The following is a 16,366-nucleotide window of genomic DNA, read 5'->3' on the forward strand; positions in this document are numbered from 1 at the left end:
CCGGTCACGGGGCGGCCTCAGATCCGGGTGCCGTGATCGCGGGGCGGCGCGCCGCAGCGCCAGGCGGTGATGCGGAATTCGGGATGGCTGCCGATCCACTGCGCCAGCTGCGGCTGCGCCACGTGCAGGCAGGCCGGAGCGTCGTCCACGTCGAGGGCGAGCTTGCGCGCTTCGCAGGTATCCGGCGCGCGGGCGAGGCAGGCGGTGAAGTAGAGGAAGAAGACACCCGACATCCGTCGCCCTCCGCAAAGTCTCTGCAGAAGTGTAGGGCGTCGGTGGGGGAAGGCGAGGTGAACGCGCCTGGGGCGCGATGGCGCGGGCGACGGGACTCGAACCCGCGACCTCCGGCGTGACAGGCCGGCACTCTAACCGACTGAGCTACGCCCGCATCCAATATTCGGGGAAGAAGTGACGTGGCGCGGGCGACGGGACTCGAACCCGCGACCTCCGGCGTGACAGGCCGGCACTCTAACCGACTGAGCTACGCCCGCTTGACGTCCCGCCCCGTTTCCGGCGGTGTCGGGGGTGTAGGTTCCGCGCCGGGGGCTGTCAAGCAATCCCGGAGCGCATTCGGCCGGGAATTTCCGGTGTCGCGACTCGGCCCGAAACTCGGGCGATGACGCGGCCCGAGGCGCGGCATTGAAACCGCGTCGCTTTTCTGTCATAGCCCCCTCGCGTTGAACCGCCCGGCCGATCGGGCTGCCGTGGCGGTTCGTGCTGCTCCATCAGAAGCATCAACCGAGCGCATCTCTTCGATCCAACCGGGTCGGAGCCGCTGCGCGTTCAGGAGAGCCAAATGCCCAAGCTGAAAACCAAGTCGGGCGCGAAGAAGCGCTTCAAGATCACCGGCACCGGCAAGGTCATGTATGCCCAGGCCGGCAAGCGCCACGGGATGATCAAGCGGACGACGAAGCAGATCCGCAACCTGCGCGGCACCACCACCCTGTTCGAGGGCGATGCTGCCAACGTGAAGAAGTACTTCCTGCCCAACAGCCGGTAAGCCTTCACGACGCCGACACTGCTTTTTTCGTAATCCAGGAGAACTCCCATGGCCCGCGTCAAGCGCGGCGTGACCAGTCACGCGAAGCACAAGAAAGTCCTCAAGGCCGCCCGTGGTTATTACGGCCGCCGCAAGAACACGATCCGGATCGCCAAGCAGGCGGTCGAGAAGGGCATGCAGTATGCCTACCGCGATCGGAAGAACAAGAAGCGCACGTTCCGCGCCCTCTGGATCCAGCGCCTCAACGCCGCGGTCCGTGAGCATGGCCTGACCTATTCGCGCTTCATCAACGGCCTGTCCAAGTCCGGCATCGAGGTGGACCGCAAGGCCCTCTCCGAGCTCGCCATCCACGAGCCCGCCTCGTTCGCCGCCGTGGTCGAGATGGCCAAGGCCGCCCTCCCGGCTGCCAAGGCCGCCTGAGTCAAGGCCGCCCGAGGCGATCCCGGCTCACCCGAGCCGGGCGCTGTTCTTCACGAAAGGCGCGGCACCCCCGGGGCGCCGCGCCTTTCGTCTTTCGGCCCGACGATTTGAGGGTTTTTCGGCCCGTGCCCGCTTGCGTTGCGGCCGGGGACCGGGAAAACCCTCGCCCCAGGCCGACGCCCGATTCCGATGCCCGTAGGCCGATGCCCCAAGGCCGATCGAGCCCGCCCGGTCCCGCGAGGGGCCGGCGCCGCAGCCGGTGAGTGGAACCGATGACCGATCTCGACACCCTCGAAGGCGACCTGCTCCGTCAGGTCGCGGACGCCGCCGACGAGGCCGCCCTCGATGCCGTGCGCGTCGCCGCCCTGGGCAAGAAGGGGTCGGTCTCCGAACTCCTGAAGACCCTGGGGGCGATGAGCCCCGACGAGCGCAAGGCGCGCGGCCCCCTGATCAACGGCCTGCGCGACCGGGTGCAGGGCGCGCTCGGCGCCCGGCGGGACGCCCTGGCGGAGGCGGCCCTGTCCGCCCGCCTCTCGGCCGAGCGCATCGACGTGACCCTTCCGGTGCGCGAGGCGCCCGAGGTGCGCGGCCGCGTCCATCCGATCAGCCAGGTCATGGACGAGATCACCGCGATCTTCGCCGATATGGGCTTCTCGGTGGCCGAGGGGCCCGACATCGAGACCGACGACTACAACTTCACGGCCCTCAACTTCCCGCCCGGCCACCCGGCCCGCGAGATGCACGACACCTTCTTCCTGGCTCCCGACCGCAACGGCCAGCGCAAGGTGCTGCGCACCCACACCTCGCCGGTGCAGATCCGGACGATGCGGGCGCAGCAGCCGCCGATCCGGGTGATCTGCCCGGGCCGGACCTACCGGCACGATTCCGACCAGACCCACACGCCGATGTTCCACCAGGTCGAGGGCCTGGTGATCGACAAGGCCGCCAACATCGCCAACCTGAAATGGGTGCTGGAGGAATTCTGCCGCACCTTCTTCGAGGTCGAGGCGGTGAAGATGCGCTTCCGCCCGTCGTTCTTCCCCTTCACCGAGCCCTCGGCGGAGGTGGACATCCAGTGTTCGCGCAAGGGCGGCGAGATCCGCTTCGGCGAGGGGACGGACTGGCTCGAGATCCTCGGCTGCGGCATGGTCCACCCTAACGTGCTGCGCAATTGCGGCCTCGATCCCGACAGCGTCCAGGGCTTCGCCTTCGGCGTCGGCATCGACCGGATCGCGATGCTGAAATACGGCATGCCGGACCTGCGCCCCTTCTTCGAGGCGGACGTCCGCTGGCTCGACCATTACGGCTTCCGGCCCCTCGACATTCCGAGCCTGGTGGCCGGGCTGACGGGCTGAGCCCGGGCTTTCGCGCGCCGGCTCAGGCCGGACGAGACCTTTCCTTTCCTGTTCGGCGCCGGCATCCCACCCTCCAGGGAGCCTCGGACGCCAGGGGATTCAAGCGATGAAACTCACCCTCTCCTGGCTAAAGGACCACCTCGACACCGAGGCGTCCCTCGACACCGTGGCCGAGACCCTGACGCGGATCGGCCTCGAGGTCGAAGGCATCGAGGACAAGGCCGCGAGCCTGAAGCCCTTCGTGGTCGCGCACGTCCTCACCGCCGAGCAGCACCCGAACGCCGACCGCCTGCGCGTCTGCACGGTGGATTCCGGCACCGGCCAGCCGGTCCAGGTGGTGTGCGGCGCGCCCAACGCCCGCGCCGGGATGAAGACGGTGTTCGCGCCCCCCGGCACCTACGTGCCCGGCCTCGACAAGACCCTGGCGGTGGGCACCATCCGGGGCGTCGAGAGCCTCGGCATGCTGTGCTCGGGCGCCGAACTCGGCCTCGGCGAGGAGTCGAGCGGCATCCTCGACCTGCCCGCCGACGCGCCCACGGGCCAGCCCTACGCCCTCTACGCCAAGCTCGACGACCCGGTGGTCGAGATCAACCTCACCCCGAACCGGCCCGACTGCACCGCCATCCACGGCATCGCCCGCGACCTCGCGGCGACCGGCCTCGGCGACCTCAAGCGCCCGCCCCAGCCGCCGGTGCGCGGGGAGGGCGACTGCCCGGTGCCCGTCACCCTCGATTTCGAAGCGCCCGACACGGGCCTGTGCCCCTACTTCACCCTGCGCCTCGTGCGCGGCGTGACGAACGGCCCCTCGCCGGACTGGATGCAGGCGCGCCTGCGCGCGCTCGGCCTGCGCCCGATCAACGCGCTCGTCGACATCACCAACTACCTGACCTTCGACCGCGGCCGGCCCCTGCACGTCTTCGACGCCGCCAAGGTGGCGGGCGGCCTCGTGGTCCGCCGCGCCCGCGACGGCGAGACCCTGAAGGCCCTGGACGGCAAGACCTACACCCTGACCGGCGACACCGTGGTCATCGCCGACGACAACGGCGTCGAGTCCATCGGCGGCATCATCGGCGGCGAGGCCTCCGGCTGCGACGACGGCACCACCGACGTGCTGATCGAATCCGCCCTGTGGGACCCGGTGAACATCGCCCAGTCCGGCCGCCGCCTCGGCGTGATCACCGATGCGCGCTACCGCTTCGAGCGCGGCGTCGATCCGGCCTTCACCCTGCCGGGCCTCGACCTCGCCACCCGCCTCGTCCTGGAGATCTGCGGCGGCAGCCCGAGCCAGCCCGTGATCGTGGGCGAGCCGCCCCAGACCGAGCGGGTCATCGACTTCCCGTGGACGGAGACCCGGCGCCTCGCCGGCATCGAGCTGTCCCGCGCCGAGATGAAGGTGACCCTGGAGGCCCTCGGCTTCCACGTCGCGGGCTCCGGCGACCGGGTGAAGGTGCTCACCCCCTCCTGGCGTCCCGACGTCGAGGGCAAGGCCGACCTCGTCGAGGAGATCGTCCGGATCGCGGGCCTCGACCGCATCGAGCCCAAGCCCCTGCCGCGCATCGAGGCGGCTGTGGGCAAGCCGGTCCTGACCGTGATGCAGAAGCGCACGCGCCTCGCGAAGCGGGCGCTCGCCAGCCGCGGCCTCGTCGAGGCCGTGACCTGGTCGTTCATTCCCCATGACGATGCCGTGCTGTTCGGTGGCGGCGGCGCGGACCTCGCCCTGGCCAACCCGATCGCGGCCGATCTCTCCGACATGCGCCCGAGCCTGGTGCCCGGCCTGCTGCGCGCCGCCCAGCGCAATGCCGACCGCGGCAGCCCCGACGTCGCCCTGTTCGAGGTCGGCCAGTGCTTCGCCACCGACCAGCCCGAGGGCCAGACCATCCGGGTGGCCGCCATCCGCCGCGGCACCGCCACCCATGCGGGCGCCGGCCGGCACTGGGACGGACGCACCGACGGCGTCGACGCCTTCGACGCCAAGGCCGACGCCCTCGCGCTCCTGGCGGCTCTGGGCGTCCCCGGTGGCGGCCTCCAGGTCGTCGCCGGCGGGCCGGACTGGCTGCATCCGGGCCGCTCCGGCACCCTGCAGTTCGGCCCCAAGAACCAGGTGGGCGTCTTCGGCGAGGTCCATCCCCGCGTGATGAAGGCCCTGGACCTCAAGGGCCAGCTGGTCGCCTTCGAGATCACCCTCGACGCGGTGCCGCTGCCGAAATACCGTCCCACCAAGGTCAAGGCGGCCCTGGCCCTCTCTGACTTCCAGCCGATTTCCCGCGACTTCGCCTTCGTGGTCGGTCGCGACGTGGCGGCGGGGGACGTGGTGAAGGCCGCCCAGGCCGCCGAGCGCAAGCTCGTCACGGGGATCGACGTGTTCGACATCTACGAGGGCGTCGGCATCCCCGAGGGCGCGAAGTCGGTGGCGATCGCGGTCCGGCTCCAGCCCCTGGACCGGACCCTCACCGATGCGGAGATCGAGGCGGTCAGCGCCCGGATCGTCGCCGAGGTCGCGCGCAAGACCGGGGCGACCCTACGCTCCTGACAGGAGAGACCACCAATGCTCGATCCGGACCTCGTCGCCGCCCTCTCGGCCGCCAAGTACCTCCCGGTGCCCGAGATGCGCGCGGCCCTGGCGGAGCCGGACCGCATCGTCGACGCCGTGCTGGCGGTCCTCGAACGGGCCGCCCGGGAGCCGGACCTCGAGGAGTCCGAGGCCGACCTGCTGTTCTGGGGCCTGCACGTCCTCGGCTCGGTCGGGGAGACCCGGGCCTACCGGCCGCTCATCCGGCTGCTCGCCCTCGACGGCGAGACCCTCGACATCCTCCTCGGCGACGCGGTCTCGACGACCCTGACCCGGCTCCTCATCGGCGTCTTCGACGGGGACGCGGCGCCCCTCGGTGCGCTGCTGCTCGACAGCACCGTCGACGACGCCGTGCGGAACGTGGCCTTCTCCGCCCTGGCCTACCTCACACAGACCGGCCGCATCCCGCGTCCGGAGACCCAGGCCCTCCTGGTCCGATTCGACGACAAGCGTGCCGCGGTCGAGGGCGATCTCGCCTGGGCAGGCTGGGAGGAGGCGATCGCCCTCCTGGGCCTGCGCGACCTCGCGGAGCGCGTCGCCGCCGCCCGCCGGGACGGCCGCCTCAACGCGTCGAACAGCGATCCGACCTGGTTCCCCAGGGCCCTGAGCCAGGCGGAGGCGGAGGGCGACGACCTCGGTCGCTTCGATCCCCTGCGCTTCGGGCCCATCGACGATCCCCTGGCGGACCTCGCCTGGACCGCGGAGGGCTTCGGCCAGCCCGTGCGCAATCCCCTGAAGAACGTCGGCCGCAACGATCCCTGCCCCTGCGGCAGCGGCAGGAAGTTCAAGAAGTGCTGCCTGGACAAGGCCGTCACCTGAGCGCAGCCGCCGCGGGAACCGCGCTCATCCGCCTGCCCGCTCGGCGACCTCGCGGCGTCCCATCCATGCGCCGGTTCGGCGCCGCGACGGGATCCGATGTCCACCTTGGTTAATCCCCGGCCCGCGCAATGCTCGCATGGTCAGGACCGATTTTAATCCCTGCCGAACCGAGCAAAATACCAGCATAGACCGGTGCGATTCAGGCGTTTCAGCCTGGGCCGGCCCCTTGTGCGGGGCAGCGTGACCGAACATATTTCGTCGTGAGGCGTCGCTTGGCGCCAAGAGGTCCTGTGCGTGAGCCTCATTCCGAAATCACACGCTGAGAGAGCTTCCAAGGGAAACTCCCATGGCATTCGATAACAGCCCCTTCCGGTACGGCGCCCAGCCGACCGGGTATGCCGGCAGCCAGGTCGAGATCGACCAGGGCCTGCGTACCTTCATGCTCGGCGTCTACAACAACATGGTCATCGGCCTCGGGATCTCCGGTCTCGTGGCACTCGGCCTCAACATGGCCGCCGTCGCGCAGACGGCGACCGGCCGCGTCGCCCTGACGCCGTTCGGCCAGCTGCTCTACACCAGCCCGCTGAAGTGGGTCGTCATGCTGGCGCCGCTCGCCTTCATCTTCATCTTCTCGATGCGGATGGACCGGATGTCCGCGGCCTCGGCGCGCCTGACCTTCTTCGCCTTCGCGGCGGTGATGGGCGCCTCGATGTCCTCGCTCCTGCTCGTCTTCACGGGCGCGAGCGTGGTGCGGGTGTTCTTCATCACGGCGGCGACCTTCGGCGGTCTCAGCCTCTACGGCTACAGCACCAAGCGCAGCCTGTCGGGCATGGGCTCGTTCCTGATCATGGGCCTGATCGGCCTCATCATCGCCTCGCTGGTGAACATCTTCCTCGCCTCTTCGGCGCTTCAGTTCGCGATCTCGGTGATCGGCGTCCTGATCTTCGCGGGCCTCACCGCCTACGATACGCAGAAGCTCAAGGAGATGTTCCTCTACAGCGGCGCCGATGCCGAGGGTGCGGCCAAGCTGTCGGTGAACGGCGCCCTGACCCTGTACCTGGACTTCATCAACATGTTCCAGATGCTGCTCTCGCTCCTCGGCGACCGCCGCTAAGCGAACCCAGTCATTCGAACGCGTGACGAAAAGGCCCCGGCGGGAGACCGCCGGGGCCTTTTTGCTGGATCAAGGGAGGATGTGGGTGCGGCCCCTGCGAGCTCTTGCTTGGGCGGGCACCGATCCGTCCGCCTTCGCGATTCGTGGGAGGCGTGGGCTCCCTCCCTGGAAGGAGTGGGCGTCGTGGCACGTCCTCCATGCCGCTGCCCCCGTGCCCAGGAGGGCGACGTCGCCTCTCTCGGTACTTGCCGCGTTGGCGCGCTCACACGGCCCGAAGCGGCGGCTCCAGCACGGCGAGGACGCGGGCGAGGTCGGTGCCGCGCTTCATCACGAGGCCTGAGGCGGCCACCACGGCATAGGCGCCCTGGCGCCGGGCGAGCTTGGGGTCCTTCTCGACCCGGTAGAGCGGCATCTCGGAGCTGCGGCGGTAGATCGAGAAGACGGCCTTGTCGCGCCGGAAATCGAGGGCGTAGTCGCGCCACTCGCCCTGCGACACCATCCGTCCATAGAGATTGAACAGGACGCGCAGCTCCGCGCGGTCGAAGGCGATCTGGGGCTGGACCGGCGCGGTCGGGAAGGGGATGACCCGGGCAGCCGCCTCGGGCAATCGCGTATCGGCACCGGCTCTCTCGCTCATCGTCACTCCTGTTCCGGACTGATCCACCATCATGATGCCGGGCTTTCCGGCCTGCAAGAGCGGCGATTCGCGCCCGCCGGCGGAAACACATCACCATGATTTCGCCGTCATAAGGCCCAGCGTCGGCCTTGATGAGGCGCGACACCTGTTGCTGAAACTTCGTCGATCCCGTTCCGGTGCGGCGTCCGATCTCCACGGCTCCCCAGCTTTTCGGACGGCGCCCGGTTCGGCGGGACCGACATTCCAGAGGTTTCGAGACCCAAGGACTTCAGGCCGCCTCTTCGGAGCGCGGCCCTTTTTTTAAGCCGCGACCGCGCGCCGGTGCCGGTGCCGGCCTGTGCTTTCTGTGGTCTACCCGACAGAACCGGTGATCTTGCGCGGCACTTCACGTCTAGGAAGCCGAGGCGAGGACAGCGGGGCACCGGCGTGGCACGCTACTTTTTCGACATCCACGACGGCCGGGCGTTCCTCCCTGATCCGATCGGGCAGGATTGCGTCGACACGGACCAGATCCGCCGCGAGGCCATGCGCGCCCTGCCGGAGATCGCGCGGGACGCGATCCCCCAGCGCGGCGCGGAGGCTCAGGCCTTCACCGTCATCGTCCGCGACGCGGACAGCGCGCCGGTCTATTCCGCGACCCTGACCTTCTCGGGTCTGTGGATGAGCCCCGAGTCGGGATCGGGCGATCTCGAGCCCTGAGGGCCGGATTTCGGGCGGTGCTTCCCTCGTCGCGCGGCAGTCGCCGCCCGGGGCGCTGTCGGACAGCGGCCAGGGCGTCGGATCGCAGCAGACCTCGATCGCGCGAGCCCGTTAGCGCGCGAGCTCTTCGGCGCGCGAGCCCGTGCGCGAAAAATCCGCTCCGCCGAGAAACTCCGTCTATGAAGGGGGGCATTCACCGCCGGGGACGGGTCTTGGTCAGCTTCGATGCCGAGTTTCGCCAGACGCTCGCGAGCCTGTTCGCCTGGCGCCGCGACGTGCGCCGGTTCCGGACCGACCCGGTGGACGAGGCGCTGCTGCGCCGCTGCCTCGACCTCGCGTGCTTCAGCCCCTCCGTCGGCAACAGCCAGCCCTGGCGCTTCGTCCGGGTGGCGGATCCGGCGCGCCGGGCCGCCGTGATCGCCAGCTTCGAGCGCTGCAACGCCGCCGCCGCCGAGGCCTATGGCGCCGCGCATCGGGAGGCCTATGTCCGGCTGAAGCTCGCGGGCCTGCGCGAGGCCCCGGTCCATCTCGCGGTGTTCTGCGACGAGGCCACCGCCACCGGGCACGGCCTCGGGCGCGCCACCATGCCGGAGATGCTGCGCTACTCCGTGGTCACCGCCGTCCAGACCTTCTGGCTCGCCGCCCGGGCCCACGGCCTCGGCGTGGGCTGGGTCTCGATCCTCGAGCCCGGAACGGTCTGCGGGACCCTGGAGGTCCCCTGTGCCTGGAGCCTCGTCGCCTATCTCTGCGTCGGCTTCCCCGAGGAAGAGCACGAGGACCCGGAACTCGTCCGCCACGGCTGGCAGCAGCGCCTCGGCAGCGGCATGCCCCTGATCGAGCGCTGACTGTCCGAGGACTGACAGAGTCAAGAAAGTCCGCAGAGTCAAGAAAGTCCAAAGGCGAAGCGCAAGCTTTGGTCGGGTTTCGCGGACCCTGCTTTACCGCGCTTCAGAAAACCTGCGTATTCCCCGCGTGCGAACGCTTCGTTTTACCGGAACGAGAACCTGCCTCCGCGATTGATGGTCGGGCAAACGGTCACGCTTTCGGAGAGACAGGTCATGGTTCGGCACGGCACGGTTCGCCCTCACGCATGGGCTGCGGCGGTCCTCGGCGCCGCCCTCGGTGCGGGTTTCCTGAGCGCACCCGCCCAGGCCCGGGAGGTCGTGGCCTTCCACGACGGCGTGATGCCGGGCTCGATCATCGTGCGCACCGCCGAGCGCCGGCTCTACCTCGTCAACGGCGACGGCACCGCGATCCGCTACCCCGTCGCGGTCGGCAAGCCCGGCAAGCAGTGGAGCGGCGCCACCCAGATCGACGGCAAGTACGTGGAGCCGGCCTGGTCGCCGCCGCGGGAGGTCAAGCGCGACAACCCGCGCCTCCCCGCCGTCATCGCCGGCGGTTCGCCGTCGAACCCGATGGGCGTCGCGGCCATGACCCTCGCCGGCGGCGAGTACGCCATCCACGGCACCAACCGTCCGAACTCGATCGGCACCTACGCGTCCTACGGCTGCATCCGGATGTACAACCAGGACATCGCCGACCTCTACGAGCGCGTCTCGGTGGGCACGCAGGTCTACGTCACCCGCTGACGCGGACACCCGCAAACGCGAACACCCGCGCGACCTCGACACGATCGCGCGGGCATTCCAGCGCGGTCAGCGCGCGGGCGGCGACGTCGCTTCGACGGCCGTGAAGGCCTCGAGGATGCGGTAGGTGTGCTCTGCCCCCTCGGGCACCAGCCAGGAATCGCCGGGCTCGAGCAGCACCGTCTCGCCCTCGACGATCAGCTCCGCCCGCCCGGCGATCACGTAGCCGACGGTCTCGTAGGGGCGCTTGGCCATGGGCTTGTCGGCGCTGGGCGATTCATCGCGCCACATCCGCATCGCGACCACCTGCCCGCGGGCCAGGGCAACTTCGCCGTGCGGACCCTCGCCCGCATTCTTGCTCGAAACCTTGATCGCCATCGTCGTGCTCCCTCCGGTCTGTCCGTGGCCGGAACAACGGGAGGGGACCACCGCCGTTCCGGCGGCGAAGTGCCCTTAGAAGTCGACGGCGATGCCCTTGATCTCCCAATCGTCGTAGCGCACCGGCTCCAGGCCGCCCCGGCCCTGGCGCTCCCGCTTCGCCGCGATCTCGGCGGCATGGGCATCGATCGCCGCCCGCCGCTCCGCCGCCTCGGCCAGCGCCCGCGCCGCCTCCGGCGTCAGGGTCCGGCCCTCGGCCGGGGCCTCATTCGCAGCGATTTCCGTCGGTTCCGGGCTGGTCATGGCTTGCATCTCGGTGTCACGGGTGGAAGGGCATCGCAGGGAGGCCCGCCATGCGCGGGCACATGCTTCAGGAAGTGGCACTCATGGCGACACGCCGCAACACGGATGCGCCGACGGCGCCGATTGATCGCGGCGTCGCCGGGCTGGCCGCCCGTCAGGTCGCGCACAGCGCGGTGGCCGACCTCATCGGCAAGACCCGCGGCTTCGCTCTCGAGGATGCCCTGGCGCAGGCCAGCCGGAACGCCGGCCTCGACGTCGCCGATGCGGGCCTCGCCCGCGCCATCGCCACCGCGACCTTCCGGCGCCTCGGCTTCCTCCGCCGGGTGCTCGCCGCCCGCCTGTCGCAGGGGCTGCCCGAGGATCAGCCGCGTCTCGTCGCGCTCCTGGCTACCGGCGCCGTGCAGATCCTCGATCTGAACGTCCCCGACCACGCCGCCGTCGATCTCGGCGTCCGCCTCGCCAAGGCCGATCCGCAGCTGCAGCACCTCTCCGGCCTCGTGAACGCGGTCCTGCGCCGGATCGTGCGTGAGCGGTCCGAGATCGTGGCCGATCCCGGTGATCCCCTGGCCGACAACACCCCCGACTGGCTCGCCCGCCGCTGGCGCGCCGCCTACGGCGAGGAGACGGCCCGCGCCATCGCCGCGGCGCATCTCCAGGGCGCCGCCCTCGACATCACGGTGCGGGGCTCGGCGGCCGAATGGGCGGAACGCCTGGGCGGAGTGGCCCTGCCGACGGGGAGCGTGCGCCTGCACGACGTCCATGCCGCCGTCGCGGACCTGCCGGGCTATGCCGAGGGCCAGTGGTGGGTGCAGGACGCCGCCGCGGCCCTGCCGGCCCGGCTCCTCGCCGTCCGCCCCGGCGAGCGCGTCGCCGATCTCTGTGCCGCGCCCGGGGGCAAGACCGCGCAACTCGCGGCGGCCGGCGCCACGGTCCTGGCCGTCGACCGGTCGAGCCCGCGCCTGGAGCGCCTGTCGCAGAACTTCGCCCGGCTCGGGCTGGAGGCGGAGATCCGGGTCGGCGATGCCCTGGCGTTGACCGATGACGGGGCCTTCGATGCCGTCCTCCTGGATGCGCCCTGCTCGGCCACCGGCACCCTGCGGCGGCACCCCGATGTCGCCTGGACCAAGACCGAGAGCGATATCAGTCGCCTGATCGGGCTGCAGAAGCGCCTGTTCGACAAGGCCGGAGCCCTGGTGCGCCCCGGAGGACGCCTCGTCTACTGCACCTGCTCCCTGGAGCGGGAGGAGGGGGAGTATCAGGTCGCGACCTTCCTCACCCGCAACCCGGATTTCGAACGGATCCCCGTCGAGGCCTCCGAACTCGGTGGCCTGTCGGAACCGATCGATGCCGCCGGCGACCTGCGGACGCTGCCCGCCCACCTCGACGGCACCACGCCGGATGGTCGCGGCGGCCTCGACGGCTTCTTCGCGAGCCGGCTGCGTCGAAAGACCTGAGCGATGGTCCCGGTCCGGCTCGGACGCCTCCGTCGTGGAGCGGCACCGGTCCTGGGGCCGGGCTTCGTCCCGATCTGGGTCCTTCTGGCATCGCTTGTCGTGGGGGCGATGCCCGCCCGGGCGCAGGTCGATCCGCGCATACTGCCGCTCCATCCGACCTACGCGCGCAATCCGACCTGTGCGCCGGTGGAGACCCGCATCCCCTTCGAGGAGCATGCGGGCACGCGCGATGTCGGCCTGTCGCCCTCTCCGCGGGATATGCCCCTGAACCAGGGCGAGAGTGCGATCTGCTTCGCCTACGCCACCGCCGACATGATCTCCCACCGGCTGGACCGCCAGATCGCGCCCCTCGACGTCGCCACGAAATATTACTTCGCCGATCCCGAGCGCCTGACCGCCATTCCGGCCCTGCGCGAGCACCTGACGGCGCACCCGAACTGGCGGGCCGACATCGCCTGGAGCCGCAACGCCGCCGAGATGTCGGCGATCGGCAATCCGAAGCTGCTGCCATTCTTCGACAAGATCGAAGGCGGCGAGGAAGATACGGCCGCACTCCTCTACAACATCGGCGGCCTGTGCGAGGACCGGGACCTGCCGTCCAACGACGGCTACCGCTACGCCGCGCCGACCCTGAACCGCCTGCGCTATCGCAGCCGCCTGGCGCCCAAGCCGATGAGCTTCCGCAGCCTCGCCGGCACGGTTCCTCATCTGCGGCATCCCCGGACCGACACCTTCAACGCGGGCTGGATCGCGCATGTGGAGGCACGCTGCCGGCGCGTCGGCCTCCCCGTCCCCCTGCTGCCGGTGTCCTATCGGGTCGCCGCCAATCAGGCCGAGTTCGTCGAGATGCGGGATTCCGGGACGCCGCCGAGTCCGCGGTCGATCGGCCGGATCCTGGCGATGATCGACTACGCCCTGGACCATCGCCGCGTACCCACCATCGGCTACAGCTGGTACCTCCTGGAGGACCGCGATCCGAAGGACCCGGATCTGCACGCGGATCACGCCAGTCCGGTCATCGGGCGGCGTAACGTCGGCGGTCGCTGCCAGTACCGGGTGCAGGACAACACCGGCGAATACTGCGCCCGCATGCGACCCGGCATGCGCGAGGCCTGCGAGAACGGCCGCGTCTGGGTCGACGAGGAGGCCCTGCGCCGCACGCTCTACAGTGTCACGTACCTGCGGTGAGCGTTGAGACGGTCATTCGCCCGCGCGGAAACAAACGACAGCCTCGGCCGTTACCTCGTTAACCATGAGGGAGCTGACCATGTCGTCACGTTGGATGACCCTGAAGGACATCGCCGAGTCCCGCAGCATCAGTCTCGATGAGGCGCGCCTCTGGGTCGATGCCGCCCATTGCCCGCGGGTGTTCCGCGCCGAGGCCACGCTCTACCTCGTCTGAACCCAGCTCGGTCGTCAGAACAGCCGCCGGTCGAGCCTGAGGATGCGGCAGGGGTCGCCGGCCCTGGCGGCCGGTGCATGCGGCGCGCGAATCAGCAGTGCTTCGGCCGACCCCAGGATGAAGAGCATCGAGGAATCCTGGCGGTTCTCGGGATGGACCACCGGGATGCGGTCGGGCGCCGTCTCGATCCGCGAGCGGAGATAATCCTGGCGCAGGTCGTTCTCGGGCAGATCGCAGCCGAGGATCGCCGGTTCGGACAGGTCCGCGGCGGCACGCGGATCGCCCAGCAGCGCACGGATCGCCGGGACCACGAACAGCAGCCCGCACACCACCGAGGCCACGGGATTGCCCGGCAGGCCGAGGACGGCCATCCGGCCGAGGCGCCCGTGCATCAAGGGCTTGCCGGGGCGGAGTGCGACGCGCCAGAAACCCAGCTCCAGACCGCGGGTCCGCAGGGCCGATTGCACGAGGTCGTGGTCGCCGACCGAGGCCCCGCCCAGGGTGATCAGCAGATCCGCGTCGGCCGCCACCGCGCGCAGGATCGCGTCGTCCAGGGCCGCCAGCGTGTCGCCCGCAATGCCGAGATCGATGGCCTCGGCACCGACCTCGCGGACCAGGGCCGCGACCGCCAGCCCGTTCGAGGCGACGATCTGATCCCAGCGCGCCGGTTCCCCGGGGGCCACCAGCTCGTCCCCCGTGGCCAGGATGGCCACCCGGGGGCGCCGCCGGACGGAGAGCTGGCCGTGCCCCCCGGCGGCCGCGAGGGCGATCCGGCGCGAGTCCAGCACGTCGCCGGCGGCGAGTAGCCGATCGTCGCTCCGGAAATCCAGGCCGCTCGGGCGGATGAAACGCCCCGCGGGCACGGGCTCCCGGCCGGTCACGCTGTCGGCGCTCGCCTCGGCGTCCTCCTGGATCAGGATCGCGTCGGCGCCCTCCGGCACCGGCGCGCCGGTGAAGATCCGCACGGCTTCGCCCGGTCCGACCACACCGGCGAAACCGTGCCCGGCGGCACTGGCGCCGATCAGCCGAAGGGTGGCGGGCGTTGCGGCGACATCGGCACTGCGGACCGCGTAGCCGTCCATGGCCGAGGCCGGGAAGGGCGGCTGCGTCCGGGTCGCCCGGACATCCGTCGCGAGCGTACGCCCGGCGGCCTGCCCGATCGGAACGGTCTCCGTCTCGACCGGTCCGGGGATGGCCTGGAGAACCCGCGACAGCGCCTCGGCGACCGGAATCAGGCCTCCGGACGCCGACCGCTTCGACGGCTTGCCGCTCAAGCGTGATCCTCGGCGCGGTAGGGCCCCGACCGGCCGCCATCCTTGGCGAGCAGCCGGATCCCCTCGATGCGCATGCCGCGATCGGCCGCCTTCACCATGTCGTAGATGGTCAGGCAGGCCACCGAGACCGCCGTCAGCGCCTCCATCTCGACGCCGGTCGGCCCCAGCACCTTCACCTCCGCGGTCACCCGAAGGCCCGGCAGGCCGTCGTCGGGCTCGCAATCGACGCGGACCTTCGAGAGCAGGAGGGGGTGGCAGAGGGGGATGAGCTCGTGCGTCCGCTTCGCGGCCATGATCCCGGCGAGGCGGGCCGTGCCGATGACGTCGCCCTTCTTGGCGTCGCCCTCCCGGATCAGCCGGAGGGTCTCGGGCAGCATCACCACCGAACCGGTGGCCCGCGCCGTGCGCGTGGTGGCGTCCTTTTCCGAGACGTCGACCATGTTGGCCGCGCCGGAGGCATCCAGGTGGGTGAGTTCGGCCATCGTTCCACTCACGCCTTCGCGTCGCCGAAGAGCAGGCGGCGGGTGGCGGCGGTGACGTCGGCCTCGCGCATCAGGCTCTCGCCGACCAGGATCGTGTCGAGACCGCTCTCGGCCAGGCGCACCACGTCGGCATGGCCCGCAATGCCGCTCTCGGCCACGGCGATGCGGTCCGCCGGCACGCCCTCGGCGAGGCGGATCGCCGTCTCGAACGAGACCTCGAAGGTCTTCAGGTTCCGGTTATTGATGCCCACCAGCCGGGTGCCGAGGGGCAGGGCCCGCGCCAGCTCGTCGGCATCGTGCACCTCGACCAGCACGTCCATGCCGAGGTCGTGGGCGGTCTCCACCAGGGCGGCGGCCTCCTCGTCGTCGAGGCAGGCCATGATGACGAGGATGCAATCGGCGCCCCAGGCCCGCGCCTCGAACACCTGGTAGGGCTCGAACAGGAAGTCCTTGCGCAGCACCGGCAGGGCGCAGGCCGCGCGGGCTTCGGTGAGGTATTCGGGCTTGCCCTGGAACGAGGGCGTATCGGTCAGGACCGAGAGGCAGGTGGCACCGCCGGCCTCGTAGGCCGCGGCCAGGATCGCCGGATCGAAGTCGGCGCGGATCAGGCCCTTCGAGGGCGAGGCCTTCTTCACCTCGGCGATCAGGGCGGGCCGCTTCTGCGCGATATGCGCCGCGATGGCGTCGGCGAAGCCCCGCGGCGGCGTGACGTCGGCGATGCGCTTCTCGAGCTTCGTCTGCGGCACGCGCAGCTTCGCTTCGGCGATCTCGCGCCGCTTGTAGGTTTCGATGCGGGCGAGCACGTCCTTGCGCTCGGCCGGCGCGATCTCGGGGACGGACTCAGGCTTGGACTCGGACTTGAGCTCGGACATGA

The 16,366-nt window shown here is 70.4% G+C and carries 19 protein-coding genes and 2 tRNA genes; 12 read left to right on the forward strand and 9 right to left on the reverse strand.

Annotated elements, in window-relative coordinates; all coding sequences use genetic code 11:
• Positions 1 to 17: 17 nt before the first annotated feature.
• The 3 genes from AC1MGR_RS06160 to AC1MGR_RS06170 all read right to left on the reverse strand — a co-directional run bounded on the left by AC1MGR_RS06160 (position 18) and on the right by AC1MGR_RS06170 (position 491).
• A complete protein-coding gene (locus AC1MGR_RS06160; protein ID WP_480233997.1) occupies positions 18 to 233 on the reverse strand; it encodes a hypothetical protein in 216 nt (71 codons plus the stop codon).
• A gap of 78 nt (positions 234 to 311) precedes the next feature.
• Positions 312 to 388 (reverse strand) — tRNA-Asp (locus AC1MGR_RS06165).
• A gap of 26 nt (positions 389 to 414) precedes the next feature.
• Positions 415 to 491 (reverse strand) — tRNA-Asp (locus AC1MGR_RS06170).
• A gap of 305 nt (positions 492 to 796) precedes the next feature.
• Here AC1MGR_RS06170 and rpmI point away from each other — a divergent pair.
• From rpmI to AC1MGR_RS06200, 6 genes are all read left to right on the forward strand, one after another.
• Entirely contained in the window at positions 797 to 1,000 is a 204-nt protein-coding gene (rpmI, locus tag AC1MGR_RS06175) for a 50S ribosomal protein L35 (protein WP_018044555.1), read from the forward strand.
• 48 nt (positions 1,001 to 1,048) lie between these two features.
• Positions 1,049 to 1,420, forward strand: coding sequence for a 50S ribosomal protein L20 (gene rplT / locus AC1MGR_RS06180; protein WP_056476294.1), 372 nt, complete (start codon positions 1,049 to 1,051; stop codon positions 1,418 to 1,420).
• A gap of 272 nt (positions 1,421 to 1,692) precedes the next feature.
• On the forward strand, positions 1,693 to 2,775 hold the full coding sequence (pheS, locus tag AC1MGR_RS06185) for a phenylalanine--tRNA ligase subunit alpha (RefSeq protein ID WP_480233998.1): 1,083 nt from the start codon (positions 1,693 to 1,695) through the stop codon (positions 2,773 to 2,775).
• Between the two features lie 106 nt (positions 2,776 to 2,881).
• Positions 2,882 to 5,305, forward strand: a complete 2,424-nt coding sequence (gene pheT / locus AC1MGR_RS06190; protein WP_480233999.1) for a phenylalanine--tRNA ligase subunit beta — start codon at positions 2,882 to 2,884, stop codon at positions 5,303 to 5,305.
• A 15-nt stretch (positions 5,306 to 5,320) separates the two neighbouring features.
• Positions 5,321 to 6,163, forward strand: coding sequence for a DUF1186 domain-containing protein (locus AC1MGR_RS06195; RefSeq protein ID WP_480234000.1), 843 nt, complete (start codon positions 5,321 to 5,323; stop codon positions 6,161 to 6,163).
• 346 nt (positions 6,164 to 6,509) lie between these two features.
• Entirely contained in the window at positions 6,510 to 7,277 is a 768-nt protein-coding gene (locus tag AC1MGR_RS06200) for a Bax inhibitor-1/YccA family protein (RefSeq protein WP_108039312.1), read from the forward strand.
• A gap of 262 nt (positions 7,278 to 7,539) precedes the next feature.
• Here AC1MGR_RS06200 and AC1MGR_RS06205 read toward each other — a convergent pair whose 3' ends face one another.
• Entirely contained in the window at positions 7,540 to 7,914 is a 375-nt protein-coding gene (locus AC1MGR_RS06205) for a DUF2794 domain-containing protein (RefSeq protein ID WP_108039308.1), read from the reverse strand.
• 426 nt (positions 7,915 to 8,340) lie between these two features.
• On the opposite strand from AC1MGR_RS06205, the gene AC1MGR_RS06210 reads away from it, so the two are divergent.
• From AC1MGR_RS06210 to AC1MGR_RS06220, 3 genes are all read left to right on the forward strand, one after another.
• Positions 8,341 to 8,613, forward strand: a complete 273-nt coding sequence (locus AC1MGR_RS06210; protein WP_480234001.1) for a DUF6894 family protein — start codon at positions 8,341 to 8,343, stop codon at positions 8,611 to 8,613.
• Between the two features lie 179 nt (positions 8,614 to 8,792).
• Positions 8,793 to 9,458: a 5,6-dimethylbenzimidazole synthase gene (bluB, locus tag AC1MGR_RS06215; RefSeq protein WP_480234002.1), complete on the forward strand. Its 666-nt coding sequence runs from the start codon at positions 8,793 to 8,795 to the stop codon at positions 9,456 to 9,458.
• Between the two features lie 213 nt (positions 9,459 to 9,671).
• Complete coding sequence (locus tag AC1MGR_RS06220; protein WP_108039302.1) at positions 9,672 to 10,202, forward strand: L,D-transpeptidase; 531 nt, start codon at positions 9,672 to 9,674, stop codon at positions 10,200 to 10,202.
• Between the two features lie 66 nt (positions 10,203 to 10,268).
• On the opposite strand, the gene AC1MGR_RS06225 is transcribed toward AC1MGR_RS06220, so the two are convergent.
• Both AC1MGR_RS06225 and AC1MGR_RS06230 read right to left on the reverse strand, forming a co-directional pair.
• Positions 10,269 to 10,577 (reverse strand): cupin domain-containing protein, encoded by a 309-nt coding sequence (locus tag AC1MGR_RS06225; RefSeq protein ID WP_108039300.1) that lies wholly within the window; start codon positions 10,575 to 10,577, stop codon positions 10,269 to 10,271.
• Positions 10,578 to 10,652: 75 nt separating this feature from the next.
• Positions 10,653 to 10,880 carry a DUF1674 domain-containing protein gene (locus AC1MGR_RS06230; protein ID WP_108039298.1) on the reverse strand — a complete coding sequence of 76 codons (228 nt, stop codon included), beginning with the start codon at positions 10,878 to 10,880 and terminating at the stop codon, positions 10,653 to 10,655.
• An 83-nt stretch (positions 10,881 to 10,963) separates the two neighbouring features.
• Between AC1MGR_RS06230 and AC1MGR_RS06235 the strand changes: the two genes are divergently transcribed.
• The 3 genes from AC1MGR_RS06235 (at position 10,964) to AC1MGR_RS06245 (ending at position 13,736) form a co-directional block, all read left to right on the forward strand.
• Positions 10,964 to 12,334, forward strand: a complete 1,371-nt coding sequence (locus AC1MGR_RS06235) for an RsmB/NOP family class I SAM-dependent RNA methyltransferase (RefSeq protein WP_480234003.1) — start codon at positions 10,964 to 10,966, stop codon at positions 12,332 to 12,334.
• A 3-nt stretch (positions 12,335 to 12,337) separates the two neighbouring features.
• Positions 12,338 to 13,522 (forward strand): hypothetical protein, encoded by a 1,185-nt coding sequence (locus tag AC1MGR_RS06240; RefSeq protein WP_480234004.1) that lies wholly within the window; start codon positions 12,338 to 12,340, stop codon positions 13,520 to 13,522.
• Between the two features lie 79 nt (positions 13,523 to 13,601).
• Entirely contained in the window at positions 13,602 to 13,736 is a 135-nt protein-coding gene (locus tag AC1MGR_RS06245) for a hypothetical protein (protein ID WP_480234005.1), read from the forward strand.
• 14 nt (positions 13,737 to 13,750) lie between these two features.
• Here AC1MGR_RS06245 and AC1MGR_RS06250 read toward each other — a convergent pair whose 3' ends face one another.
• The 3 genes from AC1MGR_RS06250 to trpC are packed head-to-tail and all read right to left on the reverse strand — an operon-like array spanning position 13,751 to position 16,364.
• The gene (locus AC1MGR_RS06250; protein WP_480234006.1) at positions 13,751 to 15,010 is read right to left on the reverse strand and encodes a molybdopterin molybdotransferase MoeA; all 1,260 of its coding nucleotides are present in this window, start codon (positions 15,008 to 15,010) and stop codon (positions 13,751 to 13,753) included.
• Positions 15,007 to 15,492 carry a cyclic pyranopterin monophosphate synthase MoaC gene (gene moaC, locus AC1MGR_RS06255; RefSeq protein WP_480234007.1) on the reverse strand — a complete coding sequence of 162 codons (486 nt, stop codon included), beginning with the start codon at positions 15,490 to 15,492 and terminating at the stop codon, positions 15,007 to 15,009. Before moaC ends, AC1MGR_RS06250 begins: the two co-directional genes overlap by 4 nt.
• 8 nt (positions 15,493 to 15,500) lie before the next feature.
• The gene (trpC, locus tag AC1MGR_RS06260) at positions 15,501 to 16,364 is read right to left on the reverse strand and encodes an indole-3-glycerol phosphate synthase TrpC (RefSeq protein ID WP_480234008.1); all 864 of its coding nucleotides are present in this window, start codon (positions 16,362 to 16,364) and stop codon (positions 15,501 to 15,503) included.
• Positions 16,365 to 16,366: the final 2 nt, after the last annotated feature.

The sequence above is a fragment of the Methylobacterium sp. BI1 genome (genome assembly GCF_056680125.1).